Origin of the sequence: Labrenzia sp. 011 (assembly GCF_003075075.1) — a bacterium.
Classification (GTDB): domain Bacteria; phylum Pseudomonadota; class Alphaproteobacteria; order Rhizobiales; family Stappiaceae; genus Roseibium.
On sequence record NZ_QCYM01000017.1, the window covers coordinates 1 to 23,902 of the forward strand.

Consider the following 23,902-nt stretch of genomic DNA (forward strand, 5'->3'; position numbering starts at 1 on the left):
TTGGCGGGTTTTAAAACTGGACTTCAGGCCGCTGTTTTCAGTTTCATTGCGGGTGTGATGCCGCCGATGGCCATGTTGGGCCGCTCGTTGTTGTATGTCCATAGCCAGCGCGTGGCGTGGTCCTGTGCCTCCTCGATCGTTTCGAATATGTATTGTCCGAGCCATTCATGGCGGACGGTCGGTTGTAGCGCTCGACATAGGCGTTCCGTTGCGGTTTGCCGGGCAGGATGTATTCCAAGCCGATCCCACGTCTTGAAGCCCATATTTGCAGGGCGGCACTGACGTTTTCCGGACCATTTTCGTCGGTGCAGACCTTTCGACAGTTTCCCAGGTGACGGGCCGGATTTTCCCGGCCCGGCAAATGCGCACCACTGTGATCAAGCGGCCTGGATCGGGAACCGGTCAGCGACGTCTTGCGTCAGGTCCAGACCCTGGCCGAAATGCATTGCATCTACAGGGTTTCGCTGACGATACCGGGCTGCCGGCTCCAGTCGGCGTACCACGACCGGAAGAGCGCATATTGTGCGTCGAGATAGTTGCGTTGCGCATCGCTCAGGGCGTCGGTTTCGTTGAAGTGCAGCTCGTAGGCGTCGTCCCCGGTCAGTACCATCAGGCGCTTGTAGAAGAGCACAAGGTCCGCTCCTTCGTCGAAGGTGGACAGGACATGGAGTGCTTCGTCCAGTTCCTGCGCCTTGACGCGCGCCTGCGCATCTCCTGCCGCCGCCAGTTGGCAAAGCCGGGTCAGGTGCAGCACTTCCTTCGGCAAGGCATTGCCGATACCGGTGATGGCGCCATTGGCTCCGCAATTGACGAAGCCGTGGAAGACATTCGTGTCGACACCGATCATGAGCGAGATGTCCTCGCTGCGGGAGGTGATATTCTCGGCCGCGTAGCGCAGGTCCTCGGCCCCGCCGAATTCCTTGAAGCCCACCAGGTTGGAATGCTCTTTCCGCAGTTCGAAGAAGAGATCGGCGCGCGTCGAGAACCCGTAGTAAGGGCTGTTGTAGATGACGGCGGGAAGATCCCGGGCCGCGGTCAGGATCGCCTTGAAATGCGCTTTCTGGGCGATGGCGGACGTGCCGCGCGACAGAACCCGGGGGATGACCATCAGCCCCTGCGCACCGACATCCGCCGCATGGGCCGTGAGACCCACGGCACTGGCGGTGTTGATGGCCCCCGTGCCGACGATGGTCGGGACGCCGGCCGCGACGAGCCGGGCGACACCTTCCTTGCGCTGGTCGTCTGTCAGCAGCGGCCAGTCGCCCATGGATCCGCAATAGATCACCGCGGACATGCCCGCCTCGATCATCTCCGTGCCCTTCTTCACCAGGGCATCAAAGTCCGGGGTCCGGTCCGCCTTGCAGGGGGTCATCAGGGCGGGCATGCAGCCGGAAAAGGTTTGTACTGCCATTTTAGGTCCTAGTTGTGTTTGCCGGAGAACCGCGGACGTTCGGCGCGGGTGTCTGACCGGCGATTGTTATGGTCTGTGCGGCCGCGTCAGTGTCAGAAGCCGACGATCTGGTCCGGCAGCCAGGTCGCCAGCGCCGGGAAGAGAACGACCAGCGCGAGTGTGGCGAGCTGCAGGAAAATGAAAGGCACCACACCGCGGCACATCTGCCCGTAGGTCATGTCCGGCGGAGCGATGGACTTCAGATAAAAGATTGAAGAGGCCATTGGCGGCGTCAGGTAGCTGGTCTGGATCACCACGATCACCATGGTCCCGAACCACACCGGATCGATGCCCGCCTGGCGGATGACGGGCGTGAAGAGAGGCACGCAGATCAGGACGTTCGCGGTCCAGTCGAGCACGAAGCCAAGCAGGAAGACGATGATCAGGAAGAAGACGATGATGCCTGCGTCCCCCAGGCCGATGTTCTCCACCGCCGAGCGGATGAGGCGGGAACCGCCATTTGCGGCGAATGTACCCATGAACATGGTGCCGGCCGCCACGATCAGCAGGATCATCGCCGAGATGCGCACGGTGATCTGCAGGGACTCCCGCAGCATTGCCAGAGAAAAGCGGCCATAGACCACACAAAGGACGAGCGCGCCGACGGCTCCGACCGAGGCGGCTTCGGTCGGCGAGGCGATGCCGGCCAGAAGCGAGCCCAGCACGGTGAAGATCAGCGCGCAAATGGGCACGAGCGACGTGACCGTCAGGCGCAGTTTTTCGCCCAGAGGCATCGTGTCGGCCTCGGAGCGGTCCTCGATCTTTTCCGGCGGCCAGAGGAGGCCGTGCAGCATCAGATAGGCGATGAACAACACCACCATCAACAGGCCGGGCAGCATCATGCCGGCAAGGAGTTCACCGACGGACATCTGGGCCAGCGAGGCATACATGACCGCGATCACCGATGGCGGGATCATGGTGCCGAGCGAGCCGCCGGCGCAGATCGTGCCGGAGATCAGGCTGTTGGAATACCGGAACTTCTGCATGGCCGGGATGGCCATCATGCCGATCATGACTTCCACGGCGCCGACGACGCCGGCAGCCGCCGCGAAAATGGCGCCCATGGCGATGGTCGCGATGGCGAGGCCTCCGGGGAGCCGGCCCATCCAGATCTGCATCACCTTGAAGAGCCGCTCGGCGATGCCGGAGCGCTCCAGGACCGCCCCCATCAGAACGAACATCGGGATGGCGGCGAGAATGAAATTCGTCGCTGCCGAATAAAAGGAGCCGTAAAGCTGGGCAAAGACATTCGGCCCGAAGACCATGTAGCCGGCCCCCGCGGAAACGATGGTCAGCGACAGGGCAATCGGAATCCCTGTCAGGACCAGCAGGAACAGCAGTGGGAACATCAGTAGCGCAACGGACATCGGGTCAGGCCTTCAGCTTGAATTCTTTGCCCGCCGTGCCGCCGAAAGTACGCAGGCCATGGACGAGGATCTGCAGCGTGAAGGCCAGGAGACCGACAGCCAGCAAGGAATAGAAAGGCCACATCAGCGGCGCCCAGGGGCTGACCATCTCGACTTCCATCGTGGCATAGGCGCGCCAGGCCCGCTTGATGGCAAACCACGACAGGCCGCCGTAGATTGGCGTCAGCAGTATCACGAAGACGGTTCCCTCGATGATCTGCCGCAGGCGGTCAGGGAGCTTCTGCGCAAGGAAGTCGATCCTGACATGGGCATCTTCCCGAAGGGCGTAGGCCGCCCCCAGAACGAACAGGGTGCCCGTGCACATGTATGAAATGTCGAAGGCCCAGATCGTCGGCGCGCTAAAGACATAGCGCGCCGCGACTTCGTAGATCATGGAGACGACCAGGATGAGGGTCACAGCCTCTGCGACAAGGGAAAGCGCCTTCGAAAAGACATCGACTGTTTTGAACAACCCTGACATACCGGCCGCCTCCCGCCAGCTCAGTTCTGGTTCCGGATCAGGTAGCTGCTTTCGGCAGACCAGCGATCCAGGAACGTCATGTAGTCGGCAAGAAGTGCGGACATTTCAGGCTTGCCGGCTTCCTTTTCGCTCGCCGCCTTCTTGGTGATCCAGTCCTTGCCGGCTGCGGACAATTCAGTCACGAATTCCGGGTCGAGCGTGATGATCTCGTTCTTGCCGTTCTGGTAGGTCGCGAGCGCCTTGACGTCTTCGGAATAGAAGTTCAGCAGCGCCTGCATGGTTGTCAGGTCGGCCGCCTTCTCGATCAGGGGCTTCAGGTCGTCGTCGACGGCATCCCAGGTTTCCTGTTTCAGGACGACTTCCCACAGGAAGGTCGGCTGATGGACACCGGGAACGATGATGTATTTCGCGGCTTCATGGAAACCTTCCGGCAGGTTTCCGGACGGCGGGCCCCATTCGATCAGGTCAACGCCCTTGCGCTGCAGAAGCGTGTAGATTTCTCCCGGCGGAACCACGGTTGGCACTGCGCCGAAATATTCGCTCATGACTTCGGCCCATGGGCCGGACGTGCGGTACTTGAGACCTTTCAGATCCTCCGCGGTACGCACCGGCACGTTGGAGTGCGCCATGATTTCGGAGGAGCCGATGCCGACGATCAGGCTCTTGAAGCCTTCTTTCGCGCGCAGGTCGTAGAGGGCTTCCTTGCCGCCGTCCTCGTAGATCCAGGTGATATAGGCTTCCGGGCCCATGCCGCCCGGGAACCCGGCGAACACCGCATTGATCGGATCCTGGTTGACGAGATAGCTCGGCGTCGAATGCCCGGCCTGGATCACCCCGTTACTGACACCTTCATAGACCTGAAGCGCCGGGACCAGGATGCCGGCCCCGAACGGCTCGATCTTGACCCGACCCTGGGTCAGGACGTCGACATTGTCGGCGAACCGCTCGACGAAATTCACGAAGTAGGGGGAGCCTTCGGGAACCGAGGTGGGAATCTGCCAGGTAATGTCCTGGGCCGCCGCGGGCATTGCAGCTGTCAGCAGAGTGGCTGCGAGCCCCCATGCCTTCAATCGATCGAACATTGTTGTTCTCCTGTCTGACGCACGGAATTCTTACGTCCGCGCTCTGGAAGGGCCGTCCAGCCTGGGGTGGCTTCCGGACGGGAAATGCTTAGCAATTCGAACCTAGGTCAAAATATATTTTATGTCGACAAGAAAAATTTAAAAAATATACAAAGAACGCGCAGGCGAGTAATGTACTGAAAAACAACAAAAAACCGGCCTGAGCCGGTTTCTTTTACGGGTATCCGAGTGACGGGAGGAACGCCGCTACAGCGAGATTTCCGCGTTCAGCCGTCTGTCATCGACGATGTAGCTCTGGATCTGGCGGACGATCTGGTCGGCATGCTGCCCGGCGATACGATCGGCGGCGCCGACATCTCCGGCCTCGATCGCGCGGACCATTTCCTCGTGCTCGTCCAGATAGGCAGCCGGCAATTCGTCGTTGAAGGAGGAATAGTAGAAGCGCAGCAACCGCCGCCCCTCATCCAGGAGCCGTTCGAAAAGCTCCGTGTAGTAGCGGTTCTTGCCGGCCTTCGCGATGGCCGAATGAAAGTACCGGTTGACCTCGATCATCCGGTAGACGTCCTTGTCGGCGACCGCGTCGGAATACTGTGCCTGCAGGTCCCGGATGACGGCGACCTCGTCCTGCGTCCGGTTTTGGGCCGCAAGGCGCGTCGTCACGCGGTACATCAGCGTCAGGGCATCGTAGAAGCTCGGCAGCTCCAGAAAGTCGAGCGGTGCGACGATGGTCGCCCGGTTCGGCAGGGTCACCACCAGCCCGTCGTTGGCAAGCTTGATCAACGCCTCGCGGATCGGCGTGCGGGACATCTTGAAGCGCTGGGAAAGCTCGGTCTCGTCGATCGGGCTGCCGGGCGCAAGCTTCAGCTCGAGAATTTCCCGGCGCAGCGTTTCCAGCACCGTGGAAACGCCAAGCCCGCGTTTCGGCTTCGCGCCGCCCGTTTCGGTTTCGTCCTTTGCCTTTGCCGCCATCGCACGGTCTCCGTGTCGTTTTCCTTCCCGGAAAAGAGCAACAAAAAAACACTCTGTCGACTAAAACCCGCTCCCGCGACGAATTGACCACAATTCGTTGGCTTCAGGTTCCATAGCGCTGCGCGCAGGACAAAGACCGGATTTTGCCGATCCTGCCGGTGGCTCCGCACACCGTGAACTGAGCCGCCTCAGGGGTATGGACATCCGGGAAGCCAGGTCCGTATCGACATCTCCCGCAAACAGGACCTGTTCCCCATGCGCGCGGAACACGGCGCGTCCGGCATTGCCGTGTCCCTCATGTCGTCAGAGGAGCTGGATCGGGCAGAAAGCCAGTGAGGATTCCGCGCTTCACCTACCGGTCATTCGGCAGCGCAGATCATACGTTCTCCGCCTCCAGGACACAGGTGACCTGATGCTGACCGGAGACATTCACCACAGGCGGCAAGGCGCTGCGGCAGCGGTCGGTTGCATGGGAGCAACGTTCGGCAAAGGAACAGGCGTCCGGCGCCCTCTCCAGGGCCGGTGGAGAGCCCGGAATGGCGTCCAGGCGCTGGCCCTTCACGGCCCCATGCAGGTTCGCCGCCAGAAGCCCCTTGGTGTAGGGATGTCTCGGATCCTTGATCACATCGGCCGTCGAGCCGGTCTCCACCAGGTTGCCGGCATACATGACCGCGATCCGGTCCGAGACTTCAACGGCAACGCCGATGTCGTGGGTGACGAAGATGACGCCCATGCCGAATTCCTGCTGCAACTCGCGCAGCAAGAGCAGGATCTGGATCTGGACCGTCGCGTCCAGAGCCGTTGTCGGCTCATCGGCCAGCAGGAGTTTCGGACGACAGGACAGGGCCAGTGCAATCATTGCCCGTTGACGCATGCCTCCGGACATCTCGTGCGGATAGTTTTTCAGGCGGCGTTCCGGCGAGGGAATGCGCACCCTGGTCAACATGTCCAGCGCCACGTCCATGGCCGCGCTACGACTGACACCCTTGTGGCGCATGACGGTTTCCGCGATCTGCTCTCCGACCGTGTAAACGGGATCCAAAGCCAGCGCGGGCTCCTGAAAGATCATGGAAACGTCGCCGCCGCGGTGGTTGGCCAGGGCCTGCCCCGAAAGGCTCATGACATCGGTGCCATTGACACGGATCCCGCCTTCCAGTTCGCTGCGCCTCGGTGGCAGCAGGCGCAGCAGGGTCTTCAGAGTCACGCTCTTGCCCGAGCCGGACTCGCCCAAAAGAGCAAGCATTTCTCCCGGCTGCAGCGAAAGGTTCAGGCCGTTGATCGCATGAACGGTGCGTTCGCCCCTGAACCGCACCGTGAGATTTTCGAACTCGACCAGTGGGGTCACGCTCATTCCGCAGCCTCCTTCAATGCCTGGCTGTGCCCGGAAGCAGGATCCTGAATGTGGCAGGCGGCCAGATGTTCCGGGACATCGCCGATGACACTGAGTTTCGGCTTTTTCTGCGCGCAAATGTCTTCGGCAAAGCGGCAGCGGGTGTGGAACCGGCAGCCCGTGGGAGGATCGATCGGGTTTGGCGGATCGCCGGCAAGCGGCGGTTCCTCTGTGCGATGATCCGGATCCATGGACGGCATGGCGGCGAACAGGGACGCGGTGTAGGGATGGGCCTGTTTCGCGTAGATGGTTTCGGCCGGACCGATCTCAACCACTTCCCCCAGATACATCACCAGCACCCGGTCGGAGATGTAGCGGACCACGTTGAGGTCGTGGGAGATAAACACATAGGTGAGACCAAGTTCTTCCTTGAGGTCGTTCAGGAGGTTCAGAACCTGGGCTTCCACGGACTTGTCGAGTGCCGATACGGCCTCATCGAGAATGACCAGCCGCGGGGAAAGCGCGAGCGCCCGGGCTATATTGACCCGCTGACGCTGGCCGCCGGACAGTTCGTGAGGATAGCGCTCCGCAAAGCGTTCAGGATCCAGGCCAACCTTTTCCATCAGATCCCTTGCGACGCCGGATGGATCCGCATGGCCATGGATCTTCGGGCCGAAGGCGATGGAGTCCACGATGGTCAGGCGCGGATTGAGGGACGCGTAGCTGTCCTGGAACACCATCTGAACGCCACGGCGCAGCTCCTTCAGCTTGATGTCCGCCCCAAGGGCGTCACCATCGAAGATGATCGAGCCCTCGTCCAGCTCGATCAAGCCGATCAACAGGCGGGCTGTAGTGGACTTGCCGCAGCCGCTTTCCCCCACAATACCGAGGGTTTCTCCCTTGTGAACCTCAAACGAGACGCCATCGACAGCATGAACTGTCGCTGTCTTGCGATTGAGCAGGCCGGAGCGGATCGGAAAGTGCTTCTTCAGATCCTTCGCGATGATCAGAGGCTGATGCGGGCCACCGCGATCAGCTGTGCTGAGGCTGGCTTCAGTCTTTGACATTCATTGCACTCCGAAGACCATCGCTGAGAAGATTTAGGCAAAGAGACGTGATGAAGATCATCATGCCCGGCAGGGCGGCGATCCACGGATTGATGTAGATCGCCGTGCGCAGGGTGTTGAGCATCAGCCCCCATTCAGGTTCGGGCGGACGCACGCCGATGCCCAGGAATGACAGACCGGCCGCTAGGATCATGCACACGCTTGTCAGGCTGGTGGCATAGACGAAGATCGGCCCGAGGACGTTCCCGATGACATGGACACGAATGATGGTCAGGGCACTGCCGCCCGTGGCCCTCGCGGCGTCTATATAGTCCAGCGACCTGACACTTGCGGTGGCACTTTCAGCCACACGGGCGATCGGCGGAATGAAGACGATCGTCAGGGACACAAGACTGTTCACGATCCCGGCCCCCAGGGCGCTCGAGATGGCAATGGCCAGAAGCACGGACGGGAAAGCGAAGAAAACATCGACCGTGCGCATGATCATTGTGTTGACCCAACCTCCGACATAGCCCGCCACCAGACCGAGGGTGGAGCCGATGAAGAAAGCCAGAACGACGGGCACCAGGCCGACAAAAAGCGTGAGGCGGCCGCCGTAGATCAGACGGGCCAGCATGTCGCGCCCCTGTTCGTCGGTGCCAAGCGGAAAGCCCGGATAGCCGATGGGCTTCAACCGGTTGATCATGCTGGCCTTGTAGGGATCGTTGAGGCCCAGATAGGGCGCAAAGATCGCAGCCAGGATCAGCAGGACAACGATAACCGTGCATGTGACGGCGACCGGATCCTTCGAGAAACGCTTGAGCACGCCAGCCCAGTAGCCAGGCGCCTTTCGAACAGGTTCCGAAACCTCGGCCGTATCTGCAATGGCGGTCATGGTCAGGACCTCTTGATGCGTGGATCGATGGCGGCCTGTGCCACGTCGACGATCAGATTCATGGAAACAAAGAACAGGGCAAGCACGAGGATCGTTCCCTGCAGGAGAGGCAGGTCGCGCTGAAAGATCGCATTGGACAGGAGAAAGCCCGAACCGGGCCAGTTGAAAACGGTCTCGATCAGGATCGACCCGCCCAGGAGGTAGCCGAGCTGCAGCCCCATAACCGACAGGGCCGTCGGGGCCGCGTTGCGGATCACATGACGAAGAACGTCACCGTGGCGCATCCCCTTGGCATAGAGAGCCTGAACGAAATCCATGGAGAAAATATCCCCGACCAGCGCCCGTACGGTCCGGGCGACGATGCCGATCGGAACGACGGCCAGAGTGACCGAAGGCAGAATCAGATGACGAATATGGGCGTAATCCCAGGCCCATTGACCCGACCCGCCCGGGCCTGCGCCCATGGAAGGGAGCCAGCCAAGCTGGACGGAAAACACGATGACGAACACGATGCCGAGCCAGTAATTGGGCACCGAGACGCCCGTGATGGCGCAGGCCGTGACCAGCCGGTCAATGATCGTGTCTCTGTAGTACCCGGCGATGAAACCGAGCAGAAGGCCTATCGGAAAAGCAATCACGCTCGCCGTGAATGCGAGCAGAAGTGAATTCTTGACGGCGGAGAAGACCTCCTGAGCGACAGGACGCCCGGTGGCGATGGACTTGCCGAGATCTCCTGTTACCGCCTTGCCGATCCAGATCGCGTATTGGACAGGCAGGGGCTTGTCGAGCCCATAGGCAGAGCGCATAGCCGCCTGTTCTTCCTGCGTGGCATCGACCGGCATGATTGCCGTCAGCGGATCGCCGGGAGCGATGTGTACCAGCAGGAAGCAGATGATGCTGACGCCGATGGCGACAGGAAGGACATAGACCAGCCGGCGTATGAGATATGCAAACATATGGGGCGACCGTGTGTTTCTGGCTTCGGGCTACTGGTCAGCAAACGGCACTGACCTCGCGGGCGACGTGTCGCGACACAATATTGTGAGGAGTCCGCAGGGCAGCCCTGCGAACTCCGGGTTTTCTATTCTTCGATCGTGATGCCGGAGAAGTTCTGGTACCAGTTCTGGGCCTGGACAAAGCCCTTGACCTTCGGGCTCATCGCACGGGGCGCCACGTCATGGGTGACCATGAGGAACAATGCGTCATTGACATATTTCTCATGGGTTTTGCGCAGCACCGCATTCTGGGCTTCCGGATCGAATGTCGTCTTGATCTGATCGAACAGGCTCTGCATTTCCGGATCGCAGTAATGGCCCCAATTGGTACCGTTCGGTGCGATCAGGTCGCAGGAAAGGTGCCGGATCAGGCCGGTGAAAGGATCCTGAATGAAGTAGGTGAAATTGATCGACTGGGAGCCATCAACGCTCGGATCAGCGGCGCCTGCACGCCACAGATTGATCATCTGGTTCCATTCCACGACCATGAATTCAACGTCGATGCCCACTTCGGCCAAACTCTGCTGAACGTATTCATTCATCGGCAGCGGCAGCATCTGGCCGGACCCTGACGGAGAGATCAGGGCTTTGACCTTGATCGGGTTTTCCGTGCTGATGCCCGCTTCCGCCAACAAAGCCTTGGCAGCCTCGGGATCATATTTCACTTCAAAGGTCGGTTCGCCGAACCACTGGCTCGCAGGCGGAAGGAACCCTTTCGCCGGGATCGCAAGGCCGCCGAGAAGCTCTTTCAAGCCCTCACGGTCGATCGCCAGATTCGCTGCCTTGCGGACGCGGATATCGTTCCAGGGCGAACCTTCCAGACGCGACAGATGCCATGTCCAGTTGTGCGGATAGGCATTGGAGACGATTTCCATCCCGTTGCCCGTCAGAGCCGGAATTGTGTCGGGAGCCGGAGCTTCGATCCAGTCGACCTGCCCTGACAGGAGTGCGGCGGTCCGTGCGTTGGGCTCGGGCAGAGGCATCAGGACCATCTTGTCGAGCTGCGGCACGCGGCTTGAATCCCAATAATCTTCGTTCGGGACGAGTTCTGCGCGCTCACGAGGCACGAAACCCGTCAGCTTCCATGGGCCCGTGCCTGACGGTGCCTTGGCAACTTCTTCCCAGTCCTTGCCGAGAGCTTCCCAATTGGCCTTGGAAGACATCAGGATCCAGGCAAGCTGGTAAGGAAGGGTCGCATCCGGAGTCTTGGTTGTGATTTCAAGTGTGAAATCATCGATGGCCTTGTAGGAGGCAACGGCAGGAATGCGCGACTTGCCCTGGGCAGACTGCCGCGGATCATATTGCTCGCTGTCGGGCAGCAGAAGCTTGTCGAAGTTCCACACCACATCATGCGCCGTGAACGGGCTGCCATCATGGAAGGTCACGCCTTCGCGGATCTTGAACGTCCATTTGGTGTTGTCGTCAGGATCCACCGCCCACTCGGTCGCGAGGCCGGGGATCAGCATTGACGGCTTGTCGGCACTTGTCAGGTCCCATTCGATCAGGGAATCATAAACCGTGTAGCCCATGAAACGCATGCCTTCACCGCCCTGGTCGGTTTGACCGGTGGTGAGAGGGATATCCGACGCCGTCATGCCGACACGGAGCGTGCCTGCGGCCCAGGCGTCGAAAGACGCTGTCGCGAGCGCGGCGATTGACAGGGCCGCCAATGCGGCGCCCCTCAGGTTTCGTAGTGCCATTGCTGATGTCCTTCTTTCAAAGTCAGCTGACTGCAGTCGAGCGGCCGACAGCAGGTTGAACGGTGTTCTCGAAACGTTTCCCCGCAAAGCCAGTTCTGGCCCCTGGTCCGATCCTTCCGCGCTGGTTTTGCCGGAGGCCGGTTGTTGTTTGAGTTGGGCAGCGGACCTGGGTCCCGAACCTGCCAGTCAGTCAGTGTGTGGCATCTCCGCCACGACCTCGAAAGCAGGCCCGAATTCATCGGTCCAGCCAAAAAGATCAATTATATCAATAGCTTTTCCAGTTTCTCCTTGCCGGAAAGCGATTTATCAGCTACCAGATTTTCTGGTCTGACCAGTTCAGCGTAAAACAGACTAATAAACGCGCAAGGTCAAAATTTGAGCACAAAATGTCCAATTTGACGTCATCGAGTGAGAATGCATCGAACCACGCCGAGGGCTCCGAACGGGAAGCCACCGTGCCGGCGCGCGTTGCCAAGGCAATTCAGCAGATGGTCACCGATCGCGAGCTGAAACCGGGCGACGCCTTGCCGTCACAGCGTGAGCTTGCGAGCCTGCTGAAGGCATCCCGTCCCTCCGTTCGTGAGGGTGTCTCCATGCTCGAGACGCTCGGGATCATTCGCGTGGAGGGCCGCAAAGGGCTGTTCGTGGCGGCGACCGGTGGCAAGCGGCCAGCCGATTTCTGGCAGTTCCACAAGGGCTATGGTCTCCGCGAAGTTTACCAGTTTCGAGTGGGCTTTGAACCCGATGCCCTTGCGCTGGCCTTTTCAAGACTGACCAGCGACGCACTCCGGCGTCTGCGCGGTCATGCAGAGTCCCTGATGACCGCGGCGCGCCAGGGCAACGCGGTGGAAGCAGCAGAGCAGGACACTGCCTTTCACGACATTATCTTTGAATATTGCGGCAATCGCATCTTTCTGGACATCCGCAGCCATTTGTCGAAGGCGATGCAGGACAGCCAGTGGGTGCCGATGGTCATCGTTGAACGCGTCCGGGATACCGCGCGAGAACATCTGGCCATCGTCGAGGCGCTGGAAGCGGGACGCTGTGCAGACGCCTGTGAGGCGCTGCGAACCCATATCCGCGCGGCGGCGCGTCGTTGCGATCTTGATCTGAGCTGAAACAACCGTGGCAGGGGAGCCGACCTGAATGATAGAGGATAACGTGTACGCATTTTCCGAGCTCCTCCTGGAGCCGGTCAAAGCCGCGTCGGGACCGCTTGACGGTTTGACCTTCGCTGCCAAGGAAAATTACGAGTTCGCAGGGCGGGTGGCGTCGAACGGCAATCCGACCTGGAAGGCAAGTCACGGACCGGCGGAAAAATCCGCCGTATGCCTCGACATGTGTCTCAAGGCAGGCGCGTCGCTTGCCGGCTTTACGCATATGGATGAGCTCGCGTACAGCATAATCGGCGCGAACACGCATTTCGGCACGCCGGTGAACAGCGCTGCCGCCGACCGGGTTCCCGGCGGCTCCTCTTCCGGGTCCGCTGCCTCGGTTGCGGCCGGTCTGGTGGACTTCAGCCTTGGCAGCGATACCGGCGGGTCCGTGCGAATTCCGGCCTCGTTCTGCGGTCTCTACGGGCTTCGCACCAGCCACGGCAGGATTTCGTCAGACGGATTATTGCCTCTGGCACCCAGCTTTGACGTTCCCGGCTGGTTCGCGCGCGATCTGGATGTGATGACACGTGTCAGTGCCGCCCTGGGAGCAGACGCCGCGCAAGGGGAACTCCCCTTGCGGCTATGGATGCCGTCTACGGTCTGGTCCGGGCTGAGTGCCGACGCCCTGGAAGCATTCAAGCCGATGATAAGCCGTCTGGAAGCACTGGTTGCTCCCGTAAAGACGACCCCCTTGCCGGGCCCCCCTCTGGAGCAGTGGTTCGAGACCTTTCGCATTCATCAGGCTTTTGAAGTCTGGCAAACGGTCGGTCCCTGGGTTTCATCGGCCGCCGCACATTTCGGACCCGGTGTGGCCGAGCGCCTCGATATGGCCAGCCGGATCAGCAAGGCGGAATTCGAAAGCGCGGCCGCCACCCGGGAGGCTATCCGGGAGGCAATGGACACAGGCATGCGTGAGCGCACAGTTCTCCTGCTGCCGACCGCGCCAGGCCCCGCGCCCAGGACGTCGGCAAGTGAAGAGGACCTGAATGCGGCGAGAAAGGCCATCATGTGCATTACCAGCATCTCCGGCTTGAACGGCTTTCCGGAATTGACGATCCCGGGCGCGCTGATCGAAGACGCGCCGGCAGGACTGTCGCTTGTCGGTGCGCGAATGCGTGATCAGGATTTGCTGGCCCTGGCCGGATTGCTCTGAAGCGCAACGGCACACGGATATTCAGATACGGCCGGGGATCAAAAGAGATCTGGCATTTTAGTGTCCCCGGCACGGAACCGAGAAAGGCTCCAATATGTCACGCAGTCTGATGATCGCAGCAGCCCAGATGGGGCCGATCCTTCGCACCGAGAGCCGTACCGCTGTCGTGAGGCGCATGATTTTGCTGATGGAAAAAGCAGCCGCGCGCGGAGCAGAGCTTGTCGTGTTTCCGGAACTGGCGCTGACCAGTTTCTTCCCGCGCTGGTATCTCGAAGACCAGGACGAGATCGACACGTTCTTCGAAAGCCGGATGCCGTCCGAGGAGACCCTTCCGCTCTTCGATGCGGCAGCCCGATTGGGGCTGTCCTTCTCATTCGGCTATGCGGAAAAGATACGGGCCAGGGATGGCAAAACGCGGCGTTTCAATACCTCGGTCGTCGTCAGCGCCGAGGGCGAGATCCTGCTGAAATACCGAAAGATCCATTTGCCGGGACATCGGGAAGCGGAAGACTGGCGACCATTTCAGCACCTGGAAAAACGTTACTTCGAAGTGGGAAACCTTGGCTTTCCAGTCACCGACGCTTTGGGCGGCCGGATCGGGATGTGCATCTGCAATGACCGTCGCTGGCCGGAAACCTTCCGGATTCTGGGGTTGCAAAAGGCGGAGCTGGTGCTCACGGGGTACAACACGCCGGTTCACTATCCGCCCGCCCCAGCACATGATCATCTGCAGGACTTTCACAACCACCTGTCCATGCAGGCCGGTGCCTATCAAAACGGCACCTGGGTCGTTGGCGTGGCGAAGGCAGGACGTGAAGAGGGATGTGACTTGATCGGCGGATCCTGCATCATTGCGCCGACCGGTGAAATTGCCGCGCAATGCGTGACCCTTGGAGATGAAGTAATCGTTGCGGAGTGCGACCTGGACCGGTGCCGGGAAATCCAGGACAACATCTTCAATTTCGCCGAACACAGACAACCGGACCAATACGGCCTTCTGGTGGAAACCACACCCTAGATGCTATCGGAAATCTCAAGCGACACTTCGAGCTCATCGCGCCAACGGGCCGTCCAGCTTTCCGGACCGGAGACCTCCTGCATCCCGGTCAGGGACCCTGTGATCACCCACTGACCAGCCCGGAGCCCGCCGAGCCTGTCGCCACCGCAGTTGACGTAGGAGCGAATGGACTCCACGGGATCGATGTCGATGGGTTGAAAAGGCTCACTCCTGCCATTTCGCAGAAGGCTCACCCCCTCGACGGGAGAAGGGATGTCGCCCATGAAAGGACGCTCCTTGCCGAGGATGAGACCTGCGTTCGCGAAACAGTCCGCTATGCGCTCGGGCAACGCAAGACCGGACGCGGCAAAACGCCGGCCGACCAATTCAAATGCCAGTGTAAAACCTTGTATTGCTGCCAGGATGTCATGGCGTGAATAGGGGTCCCTGGATCGTATGGGCAGGTCACGCCCTAGCCTGAAGGCAATTTCGGTTTCGAGAATGTCCACATTGACCAGCGATACAGGAGCGTGATGAACTGTTCCTGCGAAGATCGGGGCCGCGACGCCCGTTCCGGGTTCATGGGCCGCCACTTTCCAGCCCGCGACTGCCAGCCCAAGGGCCTCGGCAACCGTTGCTTGCGCGACATAACCGTCGGACACGTTCCGCGGCCTGCAATCTTCCGGCAGACGATCGAGCTGTGTTCCGCTGCACCGCGCTTTTGCGATCAATTGTGCTGCCGTATCGATATACATTCAGATGAAATTCCTGTCTTAGGGGTTCCTGACCAACGAAACCATGACCGCAGACGCCACAGCAGCTGGTGAACACCTTACAAACCTGAGCGTTTTTGAGCCAACGGGAATTAAGAACCAATCATGCCTAGCAACCTGCGGAAGACGCGTTTCGCGCTCATCAATCCCAACACATCACAGGAAACGACCCGGGCGATGGTCGAGATCGCAACATGCGCCGCGCCTGCAATGGACATTGTTGGCTTCACCGCATCGTCCGGGCCCGGATTGATCAGCAATGCGGATGAATTGGCAGCAGCAGGAGAAGCTGTTTCTCGTTTGGACCCTCAAATGTTCGAAGGGTTTTCAGGGGCGATCGTGTCTGCATTTGGAGATCCCGGTCTGGAGTCCTTGCGAGACGCGCTGGACATCCCGGTCCTCGGGATCGCGGAACAAGGCATGGCGCGCGCCACGCGCAATCACGGACGCTTTTCCGTGGTGACAACCACTCCGGATCTGGTCCATTCGATCAGGTCACGCGCCGAGAGCTATGGCTTTGGCGCACAGCTCGCGTCGGTTCGGCTAACCGAGGGAGAGCTGCACGAAACGATGGCTGATCCGGAACTGCTGCTGACCAGGCTCCGGAAAGCAATTGCACGAGCAATCGAAGAGGACAAGGCAGAAGCGATTGTCATTGGCGGCGGGCCACTAGCCCGCGCGGCAAGCGTGCTCGCCAACGAAGTAACGGTTCCCCTGATAGAGCCGGTGCCGGCAGCCGTCCTGGGTCTCGCCGCGGTTCTTGGGTATGAACCGACGATTTGACTCAGGCATAGGTTTCGGGAGTGCGGAGTGGCTTCCCTCTCTCCCATCCCCCCCCCGATTTGAAAGATCCCGGCTTGCCGCGTCCCGCGTGGAGACACCGCAAGCGCCGGTTTCCTGTCTCTGGTGACACGACCAACCCTGGCCTTTTCCCGGACGGCTCCGAATCATCTTTACGCCCTGTTAGGGCGCGCGCTGATACTGATCCGGAACCGACTGTCGGACGCCGGGTCCCGGGGGGCGACCATTTCGACGCTGCGTCACTTGTCGGCAGATAAAAGCAGGCACACAATTTTCAGTCACCCGGCCTGGAACACACCGTTAAAATTTGTACACAGGAATACGGGCACATGCAGATTTCAGAAAAGATTCTCCTGGCGACATCGTGTCTGCTTCTCGCCAATCTCGCCAACGCATCCCAGGCAATCGCCGACGATAGTTTCCTGTCCGGTTTCTATGTCAAAGGTGAAGCAGGTGCTTCCATCGGCGGTTCTGCGGGCAAAATCACGTTCGAGGATCAGCTCGGCACGACGGCGCGGACAAAAGATACCACGCTCGGGCTGGGCGGTGCGTTCGGCGTCGGTCTGGGGACCCAGGTCACGGACAAGCTGCGCGCTGAGCTGATGTTCAATTACAGAACCGGCCACCAGTGGGACACCTCACTTGTGAATTACAGCAGCGAGCGGTTCGAGGCCGATGTGTCCTCATATTCCCTCATGGCAGCCGGAATTTTCGATATCTATACCTTCAGGATGGGCACCATCGAGGTAACGCCGAACATCACCGGAATGGCGGGTATCGCCATCAACCAGACGGGCGATTTCACCGCGACAGCGCCCGGGGACCCGAACGTCGTCTGGAATGGCGACACGTCGACCAATTTTGCATGGGGTCTGGGAGCCGGTACAGGCATTAAACTGTCGGAAAAGACCACCCTCGACCTGGCGTACAGATATGTCGATCTCGGAACCTTCAAATCGGCAACAAAGCTGACGTCCGGGGTAAGCGGCAATCTGAAGAAACGCGTTGAGGGTGACTACACGACCAATGAATTGATGCTTGGCCTGCGCTACAAGTTCTAGGTTATGAAGCTGTAACGCAGGCCCCGTGCCGGTGGTGGTGAGCGGTGCGCAGGCGCCCTCTCCCTGGAGCGCGCCTGCGATACATGTGCCAGAGGACAGTGTCAGCTCAGGATGGAAGACCTTCTTTTCGCCGGCGTCGTGCAGGCGCTGTTTACCGCTGTCTTTCTGGCCTTCAAGCCGAAACGCGCGCTGAGCGATGGAATCCTTGCCGTCTGGATGCTCTTTATCGCCCTGCCCATGATTGGCGGCGCCGCAATACGTCTGTGGCCTGATTTCACCATTCCCGTTCTGCAGTCTGACCTCATCTATCCGCTCACCTACGGGCCATTCATGTGGCTGTACGTCCGGGCGATCACCGGGGATATCGACCGCCTCACGAAACACGAGCTGTTTCACTTTCTGCCCTTTGCTGCGGTCAGCGCGTGGCAGCTTGCGTCGGGCTGGGCGCCGCCGCCGCCCAATCCGGAACACGTGGTCTTCGATACCAGCACACGCCTTGTTGGTGCCCTCAACCTCGCCCTGATATTCTCCTATTCAATGGCCGTCGCGCGGCGCCTGTGGCGGCACGGCCAGGATGTGAACCAGCATTTTTCCAACCTGCCCAATCAGGTCACCCTCAAGTGGCTGTTCTGGCTGATTGCCGGATTTTCCGCGGTATCGCTCGTGCTGTTTCTGGCATCGCTGTTTTCGCTTCCTGCCATGCTGCGAGTCCATCTGCCGGCACAGATCGCGATCATACTGGGGTTGAGTTTCTTCGGCCTGAGGCAAAATCAGGTGTTTGACCGGGACCATGCGCCCTCCGGCGGAGATGACGAACAGGATCGGCAGGAGATCTCCCCACCATCCATGCAGCCCCCCGGGACCGGACCTGCAGAAGCCGCCTGCCACAGTGCGCCGCCGGGCGAAGTCAAGAAGCGCTATAGCAGGTCCGGGCTGACCGAGGAGCGCGCCGAACGGATCCTGGTCAAACTCGAAGCCTTCATGGAAACGGAGCGGCCCTATCTGTCCGCCGACCTGACCATCGTGGACCTGGCAAGGCGGATGGCGGTTCCGCGCCACCATCTGACCGAAGTCATCAGCACCCGATACAACAAGAGCTTCTACGTCTTCGTGAATGAATACCGGATCGAGGCCATCAAGCAGGCGATGGAAAAGCCCGAGAATTCGGACGCCACCCTTCTGGATCTCGCCTATGCCTACGGGTTCAACTCCAAGTCCCCTTTCAACTCGGCATTCAAGCAGCTGACGGGCATGACACCATCGCAATACCGCCGCCAGCTGAAGTGATCCGGCGCCCGGCAAAGGGTGTGCTATATATGGGTAACCGTCCCTTCCGGCTCCGACAGAGGGTGCCGGTGCTAGCCATGAACGTACGGGCTTGGCGGCGCGGACGATTTTTGCGGACTGTCACCCCATTTCGGACGCGGACACAACAACGCCCGGAAGGACTGTTCCCTTGCGCCCCAATTCGAGCCGCCATGTCATCGCTTCTGTTTCTGCTGTTCTGCTCGTCCTGTCTTCGAACGGCCTTGCGGCACAAGGTCTGAGCTACCCGCTTGTCGATACCATGCAGGACGCCTGTTACGATCTGACCGGCGCAACGATCACCTGCCCGGCAGAAGGGGCAGCCCTATACGGACAAGACAGCCAGCACCCCCGGCTGGCGGCCGCCTACATCGACAATGGCGACGGGTCCGTTCAGGACGAAAACACCGGTTTGCTGTGGCAGAAAACGCCGCAGTACGACCGGATGCAATATGCAGAAGCGCTCGACTATTGCGAGGATCTGGACCTGGCGGGACACAGCGACTGGCGCGTCCCGTCGATCAAGGAGCTCTATTCGCTGGCGGACTTTCGCGGCGAGTTGCTGAAACCCGAAGAGGGCACGCCGACACCCTATATCGACACCAGCGTGTTTGACTTTCAATACCCCGATGGCCTGCCCTTTGCCGGGCAGTACTGGAGCAGCACGCTCTATGTCAAAGGACCGGTGATGAACGGTCGCAATCAGGGAGCCTTCGGCTTCAACTTCGCCGATGGACACATCAAGGCCTATGGCACGGGACTGGATTTCTACACCGGTGGCGACGCGGTCAACAGCGGTCTGCCCAACGGTCCCGCCGACGGCAAGGCGCCGGGCAACTATGTCCGCTGCGTGCATGGCCAGGAAGACGTTTACGGTGTGAACCAATTTGAAAACAACGGCGATGGCACGGTAATCGACGCGGCCACGGGGCGCATGTGGCAGCAGGCCGATGACGGTATCCGCCGTGAATGGGCGGATGCGCTTGCTTATTGCGAGGCGCTCGAGCTGGGCGGCCATGATGACTGGTATCTGCCCAATTCCAAGGAACTCCAGAGCATCGTCGACTATCGGCGCACGGGCTTCCCGGCGATCGACGAAACGGTCTTTGCACTCACCCGGGACGCGGAGAGTCTGGATTTCTGGACCAGTACAACCTTCGGCGACTTCAAGAATTACGCCAATGTGATTGCCTTTGGAAAGGCTCTCAGCAAGGCAGGGGAGCAAACCGAATACATCGACTGGCATGGTGCCGGCGCACAGCGCTCGTCGATCAAGACAATCGTCGGTCAGGACATGACCGAAGCCACCACCTGCTCTGTCAACGCCTGCGACTACAACCGCTCCGACAATCTTGTCCGCTGCGTGCGCTAACGGATGCGGTTTTCCGCAGCCTCTTTCTCCCGCAGCCGCAGCCAGTTCCAACCCTGACAAAGGATGACATCATGATGAAACACATGTTCTGCACCGCCATTGCAGCAACGTTCCTGTCCGCCTTCGCCGCCCGGGCCGAGCCGGTGGAAATTTACCTGACCGACAAACTGGACAACATTCAAAACGGCTACTGCCTTGATATCGGCGGCGCCAAAGGCTGGGACGCCAAACCCGAAAGCGGGCTGCAGGGCCATACCTGCTACAGTCCGCTCGGTGCGCTTGGCGTCGACCAGATCTTTGAATCCGACATGTTCGCCGAAGGCACCCTCTACATGCCCGAATTCGACGTATGCGCGGAATTTGCATCCGTTGCCGCCGGCACAGGGATCGATCTTGCCGCCTGCGACGGCAGCCCGGCCCAGTCCTTCGTCTTCAGCGGTGAGGGAGTGATCACGCCTGCGTCGGCAACGGACATGTGCCTGACACTCGCCGAAGATACCCGCTTCGGCCGCAGCAAGGAAAACCAGATCAAGAATCTGTCTCTGGAGCCCTGTGAAGACAGCCGGTCGGCCTACCAGACCTGGGCCGTTCGCAGCGAATAGGCTGCCCGCTCCCGCGGCCCGGCCGGACATCCCACCCGGGCCGCCAGGATGCCGCGCGCTCTGGCCGGCCCCAACCTCTCGCAACGCACCGCAGATGGCGGCGCTTCTCCTCCCTCCGCCCGATCCAGGCGGACAAAATTCTCGGAAGGACCCGAACCATGAAACCTGTGTGCCTGACCCTGGCGGTTGCGACAGCGCTGGGCGCCGCGCCTGTTGTGGCGCAAGAGGCCAGTTTCTCGACCGGCCCGGCAAAGACAATCGTCGAGAGCCTGATCGATTGCGGACCGGGCTCGCGCACCAGCGCAGTCGGCGAAATCGTCTCGGATGACGGCACACGGCGGACCGTTCCTGCGGCGACACACTATCTGAGCGCTCCGCATGCGCCTGACCTTTACAATGCCTGCGCCGGAGTTGAACCCGACACGCTCAGCGATGTGGATCTTGACGCAATCGAGACCTTTGATGCGGGCGGCACAGAGGCTTTCACGGCCTATATCTTCGGCGACAACTATTTCGAGCTCTACGTGAACGGCCGATTGGTTGCTGTCGATTCCGTGCCCTTCACCCCTTTCAACGCAAGTGTCGTGAAATTCACGGCGGACCGCCCCCTCACCATTGCCGTCATGGGCGTCGACTGGGAGGAAAACCTCGCGCTTGGCTCCGAGGCCGGACGCGGGTCCAAATACTATCCCGGCGACGCGGGGATCGTGATGCAGGTGCAGGATGCCGCCGGAGACACCATCGCGATCACGGATACGCACTGGCGCGCCCAGACATTCTACGTCAGCCCCCTGCAGGACCCGGACTGCCTGGTGGCAGAGGGGCAAACCCGCGACAGTTCTGCCTGCAGCACGGCCTCAGCCCGTGACGGCAGCGGCTTTTCCGCGGCCTACTGGGATCTGCCCGCTGACTGGATGGCTCCCGATTTCGATGACAGTGCCTGGCCGAATGCCGTGGCCTACACCAATGACACCGTCGGCGTGGACAACAAGCCCGCCTATACCAACTTCACGGAGCTGTTTGACGCGACCGACGCTGATGCCTCCTTCATCTGGAGCTCAAACCTCGTGCTCGACAATCTCGTGCTGTTGCGCAGGACGATTGAATAGGAGCTGAAGCGCACCGGGCTTGCCGGACAATCGCGCGCCAGATCGCCACCATCAGCGCCGCGAGAACGCCGAACCAATAGTGCATCAGCACCACGCCGGCGAGGTTCTTCTGGTACAGATAGACATAGCCGAAGACGATGCTGGCGAAGAAGGTGATCGCCACCGTGTCGACCCCGAAGGTCAGATGCAACGAGGCGAAGATCATGCTGGTCAGCAAGATGGCGCGGTGCCCCCTCGTCTCGGTCTGGTGGTGTCTCAAAAAGTCCCGAAGCGGCTCGGCCTGACAGCCGCGCGTGCCCAAATGGATATCGGAAAGAAAAAGCGTCCGGAACGTCCGGATCTGAATATTCCTGCTCTTGAATGACTGAGGTTCCTGAATACAATGATTGCAGCGAGTATTGTTCCAACATCTTGTGTACGCAAGATTTCTGATACGGCCGTTCGACCGGTGGCTTGACGTCCCGTTTTGGCCTCGGTATCGCTCCGGATAGCGGACCCTGCCGGCAACCTTTACATGTCTGACGGTCCCGCGCTTTTCACGGCCGGCGGAGGCAAGCCATTCATGCAAATCCGTGCCGTGATTTTCAGTCCGGGATGTCAGCCCAATGCCATGATCGGCACGATCCGGACCCATTCAGCGGTTAACAGGGCTTTCATGAAGCCTCGGTCGATGCCAAAAACAGGACAATCGGTCCATTTGGCAGGATTTTAACACTGCGTGCCTGTTCCTCCAGATTTCCAGGAGTTTCGGAATGAGAATTTGCGGTTGCAATTGTGTCCACCAGCCGTCTTTCACCAATCTGCCGACCAGTTGCCGGTGTTGCGCTCCCGAAACCCTGGCCGCCTATGAGCGGATCAATGCCGACATTTCAAGGCGGGAAATGCTGGGCGGGACGATGGCAACCCTTGGCATGTTCGCAGGTTTCGGCCTGTCGCCCTCCTATGCGCAAGGCGGGGCTTCGGGACGGCCGTTGCTTCTGGAGAACCTGCGCCTGTTCGACGGCGAAGCCCTGACGCTGCGCGACGATGCCAATATCCTGATCAAGGGCGACCGGATCTCCGCGCTGGTGCCGCGCGGCGAGGAGGTCGCGGATGTGGAGCGTGTCGATTGCGGCAACCGGGCCGTCATCCCGGGCCTCATCGACGCCCACTGGCACAGCACCCTCGCGGCCGTCAGTCAGATGACCGCCCTGACGGCCGACATCGGCTACATTCATCTTCTGGCGGCCCGGGAAGCCGGCGCCACCCTCAACCGTGGCTTCACCACGATCCGGGATGTCGGCGGACCCTCCTTCGCGCTCAAGCGGGCCATCGACGAAGATGTGGTCGAAGGTCCGCGGATCTTTCCCTCCGGTGCGATGCTGACGCAGACCTCCGGACATGGAGACTTCCGGCAGCTGAATGAAATTCCCTCCGTGCCCGGAACGCTCAGCTACGCGGAGAAGATGGGGGTATCGTCAATCGCGGACGGCGCGGACATGGTGCTCATGCGCGCACGGGAACAGCTCATGAAAGGGGCCAGCCAGCTGAAGATCATGGCCGGCGGCGGCGTCGCCTCCCCTTACGATCCGCTGGACGCGGTGCAATATACCGAACGGGAGCTGAAAGCGGCCGTCGAGGCGGCCAGCGACTGGGGGACCTATGTGTGCGCCCATGTCTACACATCCGAAGGCATCCAGCGGTCCGTGCGCGCGGGCGTCCAGAGCATCGAGCACGGCCAGCTGGCGGACGAGGAAACCGTCAGGATCATGGCCGATGCCGGTGTCTGGTGGAGTCTTCAGCCCTTCCTGGCCGATGACGATGCCAACAAATATCCGGACGTCGCCCGGCAGGGCGCGCAGAAAAGGGTCGCCGAGGGAACCATCACGGCTTACGAATGGGGCGACAAGTACAACGTCAACATCGCCTTCGGCACCGACATCCTGATGAACCCGGCCGGAACCGTCACGCAGGGCAGGCAACTTGCCAAGATCACCCGGTTCATGTCGCCTCTGGAGGCCCTGCGCATGGCGACCGGAAGCAATGGCCGGCTGCTCGCCCTGTGCGGTGCCCGTGCGCCCTATCCGGCGCCTCTGGGTGTCATCGCTCCGGGCGCCATGGCCGATCTTCTGGTGGTGGACGGCGAGCCGGAAACCGATCTCGCCTTCCTCGGAGATCCCGAAAACTCGCTGCGCCTGATCATGAAGGGCGGGAAGGTCGTCAAGAAGATACTCTAGGG

21 protein-coding genes and 2 pseudogenes are annotated in these 23,902 nt (G+C 60.5%); 10 read left to right on the plus strand and 13 right to left on the minus strand.

Going from position 1 to position 23,902, the window contains the following annotated elements:
* Positions 1–23: 23 nt before the first annotated feature.
* The 11 genes and pseudogenes from DCO57_RS16730 to DCO57_RS16780 all read right to left on the minus strand — a co-directional run.
* Positions 24–301: pseudogene (locus DCO57_RS16730) on the minus strand (transposase); the annotation flags it as partial.
* 150 nt (positions 302–451) lie between these two features.
* Complete coding sequence (locus DCO57_RS16735; protein ID WP_116700057.1) at positions 452–1,411, minus strand: dihydrodipicolinate synthase family protein; 960 nt, start codon at positions 1,409–1,411, stop codon at positions 452–454.
* A 92-nt stretch (positions 1,412–1,503) separates the two neighbouring features.
* On the minus strand, positions 1,504–2,817 hold the full coding sequence (locus tag DCO57_RS16740) for a TRAP transporter large permease subunit (protein ID WP_116700058.1): 1,314 nt from the start codon (positions 2,815–2,817) through the stop codon (positions 1,504–1,506).
* A gap of 4 nt (positions 2,818–2,821) precedes the next feature.
* The gene (locus DCO57_RS16745) at positions 2,822–3,337 is read right to left on the minus strand and encodes a TRAP transporter small permease subunit (protein WP_116700059.1); all 516 of its coding nucleotides are present in this window, start codon (positions 3,335–3,337) and stop codon (positions 2,822–2,824) included.
* A gap of 20 nt (positions 3,338–3,357) precedes the next feature.
* On the minus strand, positions 3,358–4,419 hold the full coding sequence (dctP, locus tag DCO57_RS16750; protein WP_116700060.1) for a TRAP transporter substrate-binding protein DctP: 1,062 nt from the start codon (positions 4,417–4,419) through the stop codon (positions 3,358–3,360).
* A gap of 246 nt (positions 4,420–4,665) precedes the next feature.
* Positions 4,666–5,388 carry a GntR family transcriptional regulator gene (locus tag DCO57_RS16755; RefSeq protein ID WP_116700061.1) on the minus strand — a complete coding sequence of 241 codons (723 nt, stop codon included), beginning with the start codon at positions 5,386–5,388 and terminating at the stop codon, positions 4,666–4,668.
* 376 nt (positions 5,389–5,764) lie between these two features.
* Positions 5,765–6,733 carry an ABC transporter ATP-binding protein gene (locus DCO57_RS16760; protein WP_165814773.1) on the minus strand — a complete coding sequence of 323 codons (969 nt, stop codon included), beginning with the start codon at positions 6,731–6,733 and terminating at the stop codon, positions 5,765–5,767.
* Between the two features lie 2 nt (positions 6,734–6,735).
* Positions 6,736–7,785 (minus strand): oligopeptide/dipeptide ABC transporter ATP-binding protein, encoded by a 1,050-nt coding sequence (locus tag DCO57_RS16765; RefSeq protein ID WP_116700063.1) that lies wholly within the window; start codon positions 7,783–7,785, stop codon positions 6,736–6,738.
* The gene (locus DCO57_RS16770) at positions 7,772–8,659 is read right to left on the minus strand and encodes an ABC transporter permease (RefSeq protein ID WP_116700064.1); all 888 of its coding nucleotides are present in this window, start codon (positions 8,657–8,659) and stop codon (positions 7,772–7,774) included. The genes DCO57_RS16765 and DCO57_RS16770 overlap by 14 nt, the downstream gene beginning before the upstream one ends.
* 2 nt (positions 8,660–8,661) lie before the next feature.
* Positions 8,662–9,615, minus strand: a complete 954-nt coding sequence (locus tag DCO57_RS16775) for an ABC transporter permease (RefSeq protein ID WP_116700065.1) — start codon at positions 9,613–9,615, stop codon at positions 8,662–8,664.
* Between the two features lie 125 nt (positions 9,616–9,740).
* Positions 9,741–11,354 (minus strand): ABC transporter substrate-binding protein, encoded by a 1,614-nt coding sequence (locus DCO57_RS16780; RefSeq protein WP_116700066.1) that lies wholly within the window; start codon positions 11,352–11,354, stop codon positions 9,741–9,743.
* 386 nt (positions 11,355–11,740) lie between these two features.
* On the opposite strand from DCO57_RS16780, the gene DCO57_RS16785 reads away from it, so the two are divergent.
* From DCO57_RS16785 to DCO57_RS16795, 3 genes are all read left to right on the plus strand, one after another.
* On the plus strand, positions 11,741–12,472 hold the full coding sequence (locus DCO57_RS16785) for an FCD domain-containing protein (RefSeq protein WP_116700067.1): 732 nt from the start codon (positions 11,741–11,743) through the stop codon (positions 12,470–12,472).
* Positions 12,473–12,500: 28 nt separating this feature from the next.
* Entirely contained in the window at positions 12,501–13,664 is a 1,164-nt protein-coding gene (locus DCO57_RS16790) for an amidase (protein WP_116700068.1), read from the plus strand.
* Positions 13,665–13,758: 94 nt separating this feature from the next.
* The gene (locus DCO57_RS16795) at positions 13,759–14,682 is read left to right on the plus strand and encodes an N-carbamoyl-D-amino-acid hydrolase (protein WP_116700069.1); all 924 of its coding nucleotides are present in this window, start codon (positions 13,759–13,761) and stop codon (positions 14,680–14,682) included.
* Here DCO57_RS16795 and DCO57_RS16800 read toward each other — a convergent pair.
* On the minus strand, positions 14,679–15,416 hold the full coding sequence (locus DCO57_RS16800) for a hypothetical protein (RefSeq protein WP_116700070.1): 738 nt from the start codon (positions 15,414–15,416) through the stop codon (positions 14,679–14,681). The genes DCO57_RS16795 and DCO57_RS16800 overlap by 4 nt on opposite strands.
* Before the next feature lie 123 nt (positions 15,417–15,539).
* On the opposite strand from DCO57_RS16800, the gene DCO57_RS16805 reads away from it, so the two are divergent.
* From DCO57_RS16805 to DCO57_RS16830, 6 genes are all read left to right on the plus strand, one after another.
* Positions 15,540–16,217 carry an aspartate/glutamate racemase family protein gene (locus tag DCO57_RS16805; RefSeq protein ID WP_133192695.1) on the plus strand — a complete coding sequence of 226 codons (678 nt, stop codon included), beginning with the start codon at positions 15,540–15,542 and terminating at the stop codon, positions 16,215–16,217.
* Between the two features lie 347 nt (positions 16,218–16,564).
* On the plus strand, positions 16,565–17,296 hold the full coding sequence (locus tag DCO57_RS16810; protein WP_116700072.1) for an outer membrane beta-barrel protein: 732 nt from the start codon (positions 16,565–16,567) through the stop codon (positions 17,294–17,296).
* A gap of 111 nt (positions 17,297–17,407) precedes the next feature.
* Positions 17,408–18,583: a helix-turn-helix domain-containing protein gene (locus tag DCO57_RS16815; protein WP_116700073.1), complete on the plus strand. Its 1,176-nt coding sequence runs from the start codon at positions 17,408–17,410 to the stop codon at positions 18,581–18,583.
* Between the two features lie 169 nt (positions 18,584–18,752).
* The gene (locus tag DCO57_RS16820) at positions 18,753–19,973 is read left to right on the plus strand and encodes a DUF1566 domain-containing protein (RefSeq protein WP_116700074.1); all 1,221 of its coding nucleotides are present in this window, start codon (positions 18,753–18,755) and stop codon (positions 19,971–19,973) included.
* A gap of 71 nt (positions 19,974–20,044) precedes the next feature.
* On the plus strand, positions 20,045–20,575 hold the full coding sequence (locus tag DCO57_RS16825; RefSeq protein ID WP_133192696.1) for a ricin-type beta-trefoil lectin domain protein: 531 nt from the start codon (positions 20,045–20,047) through the stop codon (positions 20,573–20,575).
* Between the two features lie 158 nt (positions 20,576–20,733).
* Positions 20,734–21,684 carry a hypothetical protein gene (locus DCO57_RS16830; RefSeq protein WP_116700076.1) on the plus strand — a complete coding sequence of 317 codons (951 nt, stop codon included), beginning with the start codon at positions 20,734–20,736 and terminating at the stop codon, positions 21,682–21,684.
* 235 nt (positions 21,685–21,919) lie between these two features.
* Here the strand turns inward: DCO57_RS16830 and DCO57_RS23935 are convergent.
* Positions 21,920–22,030, minus strand: a pseudogene (locus DCO57_RS23935) (UDP-2,3-diacylglucosamine diphosphatase); the annotation flags it as partial.
* A 406-nt stretch (positions 22,031–22,436) separates the two neighbouring features.
* Between DCO57_RS23935 and DCO57_RS16840 the strand changes: the two are divergent.
* Complete coding sequence (locus tag DCO57_RS16840; RefSeq protein WP_116700078.1) at positions 22,437–23,900, plus strand: amidohydrolase family protein; 1,464 nt, start codon at positions 22,437–22,439, stop codon at positions 23,898–23,900.
* Positions 23,901–23,902: the final 2 nt, after the last annotated feature.

Coding starts and splice junctions, on each gene's coding strand:
- DCO57_RS16735 (WP_116700057.1), bottom strand. CDS start 1,411: ATGGCAGTACAAACCTTTTCCGGCTGCATGCCCGCCCTGATGACCCCC.
- DCO57_RS16780 (WP_116700066.1), bottom strand. CDS start 11,354: ATGGCACTACGAAACCTGAGGGGCGCCGCATTGGCGGCCCTGTCAATC.
- DCO57_RS16765 (WP_116700063.1), bottom strand. CDS start 7,785: ATGTCAAAGACTGAAGCCAGCCTCAGCACAGCTGATCGCGGTGGCCCG.
- DCO57_RS16785 (WP_116700067.1), top strand. CDS start 11,741: ATGTCCAATTTGACGTCATCGAGTGAGAATGCATCGAACCACGCCGAG.
- DCO57_RS16740 (WP_116700058.1), bottom strand. CDS start 2,817: ATGTCCGTTGCGCTACTGATGTTCCCACTGCTGTTCCTGCTGGTCCTG.
- DCO57_RS16795 (WP_116700069.1), top strand. CDS start 13,759: ATGTCACGCAGTCTGATGATCGCAGCAGCCCAGATGGGGCCGATCCTT.
- DCO57_RS16840 (WP_116700078.1), top strand. CDS start 22,437: ATGAGAATTTGCGGTTGCAATTGTGTCCACCAGCCGTCTTTCACCAAT.
- dctP (WP_116700060.1), bottom strand. CDS start 4,419: ATGTTCGATCGATTGAAGGCATGGGGGCTCGCAGCCACTCTGCTGACA.
- DCO57_RS16800 (WP_116700070.1), bottom strand. CDS start 15,416: ATGTATATCGATACGGCAGCACAATTGATCGCAAAAGCGCGGTGCAGC.
- DCO57_RS16810 (WP_116700072.1), top strand. CDS start 16,565: ATGCAGATTTCAGAAAAGATTCTCCTGGCGACATCGTGTCTGCTTCTC.
- DCO57_RS16775 (WP_116700065.1), bottom strand. CDS start 9,615: ATGTTTGCATATCTCATACGCCGGCTGGTCTATGTCCTTCCTGTCGCC.
- DCO57_RS16805 (WP_133192695.1), top strand. CDS start 15,540: ATGCCTAGCAACCTGCGGAAGACGCGTTTCGCGCTCATCAATCCCAAC.
- DCO57_RS16825 (WP_133192696.1), top strand. CDS start 20,045: ATGATGAAACACATGTTCTGCACCGCCATTGCAGCAACGTTCCTGTCC.
- DCO57_RS16830 (WP_116700076.1), top strand. CDS start 20,734: ATGAAACCTGTGTGCCTGACCCTGGCGGTTGCGACAGCGCTGGGCGCC.
- DCO57_RS16815 (WP_116700073.1), top strand. CDS start 17,408: ATGGAAGACCTTCTTTTCGCCGGCGTCGTGCAGGCGCTGTTTACCGCT.
- DCO57_RS16755 (WP_116700061.1), bottom strand. CDS start 5,388: ATGGCGGCAAAGGCAAAGGACGAAACCGAAACGGGCGGCGCGAAGCCG.
- DCO57_RS16770 (WP_116700064.1), bottom strand. CDS start 8,659: ATGACCGCCATTGCAGATACGGCCGAGGTTTCGGAACCTGTTCGAAAG.
- DCO57_RS16790 (WP_116700068.1), top strand. CDS start 12,501: ATGATAGAGGATAACGTGTACGCATTTTCCGAGCTCCTCCTGGAGCCG.
- DCO57_RS16745 (WP_116700059.1), bottom strand. CDS start 3,337: ATGTCAGGGTTGTTCAAAACAGTCGATGTCTTTTCGAAGGCGCTTTCC.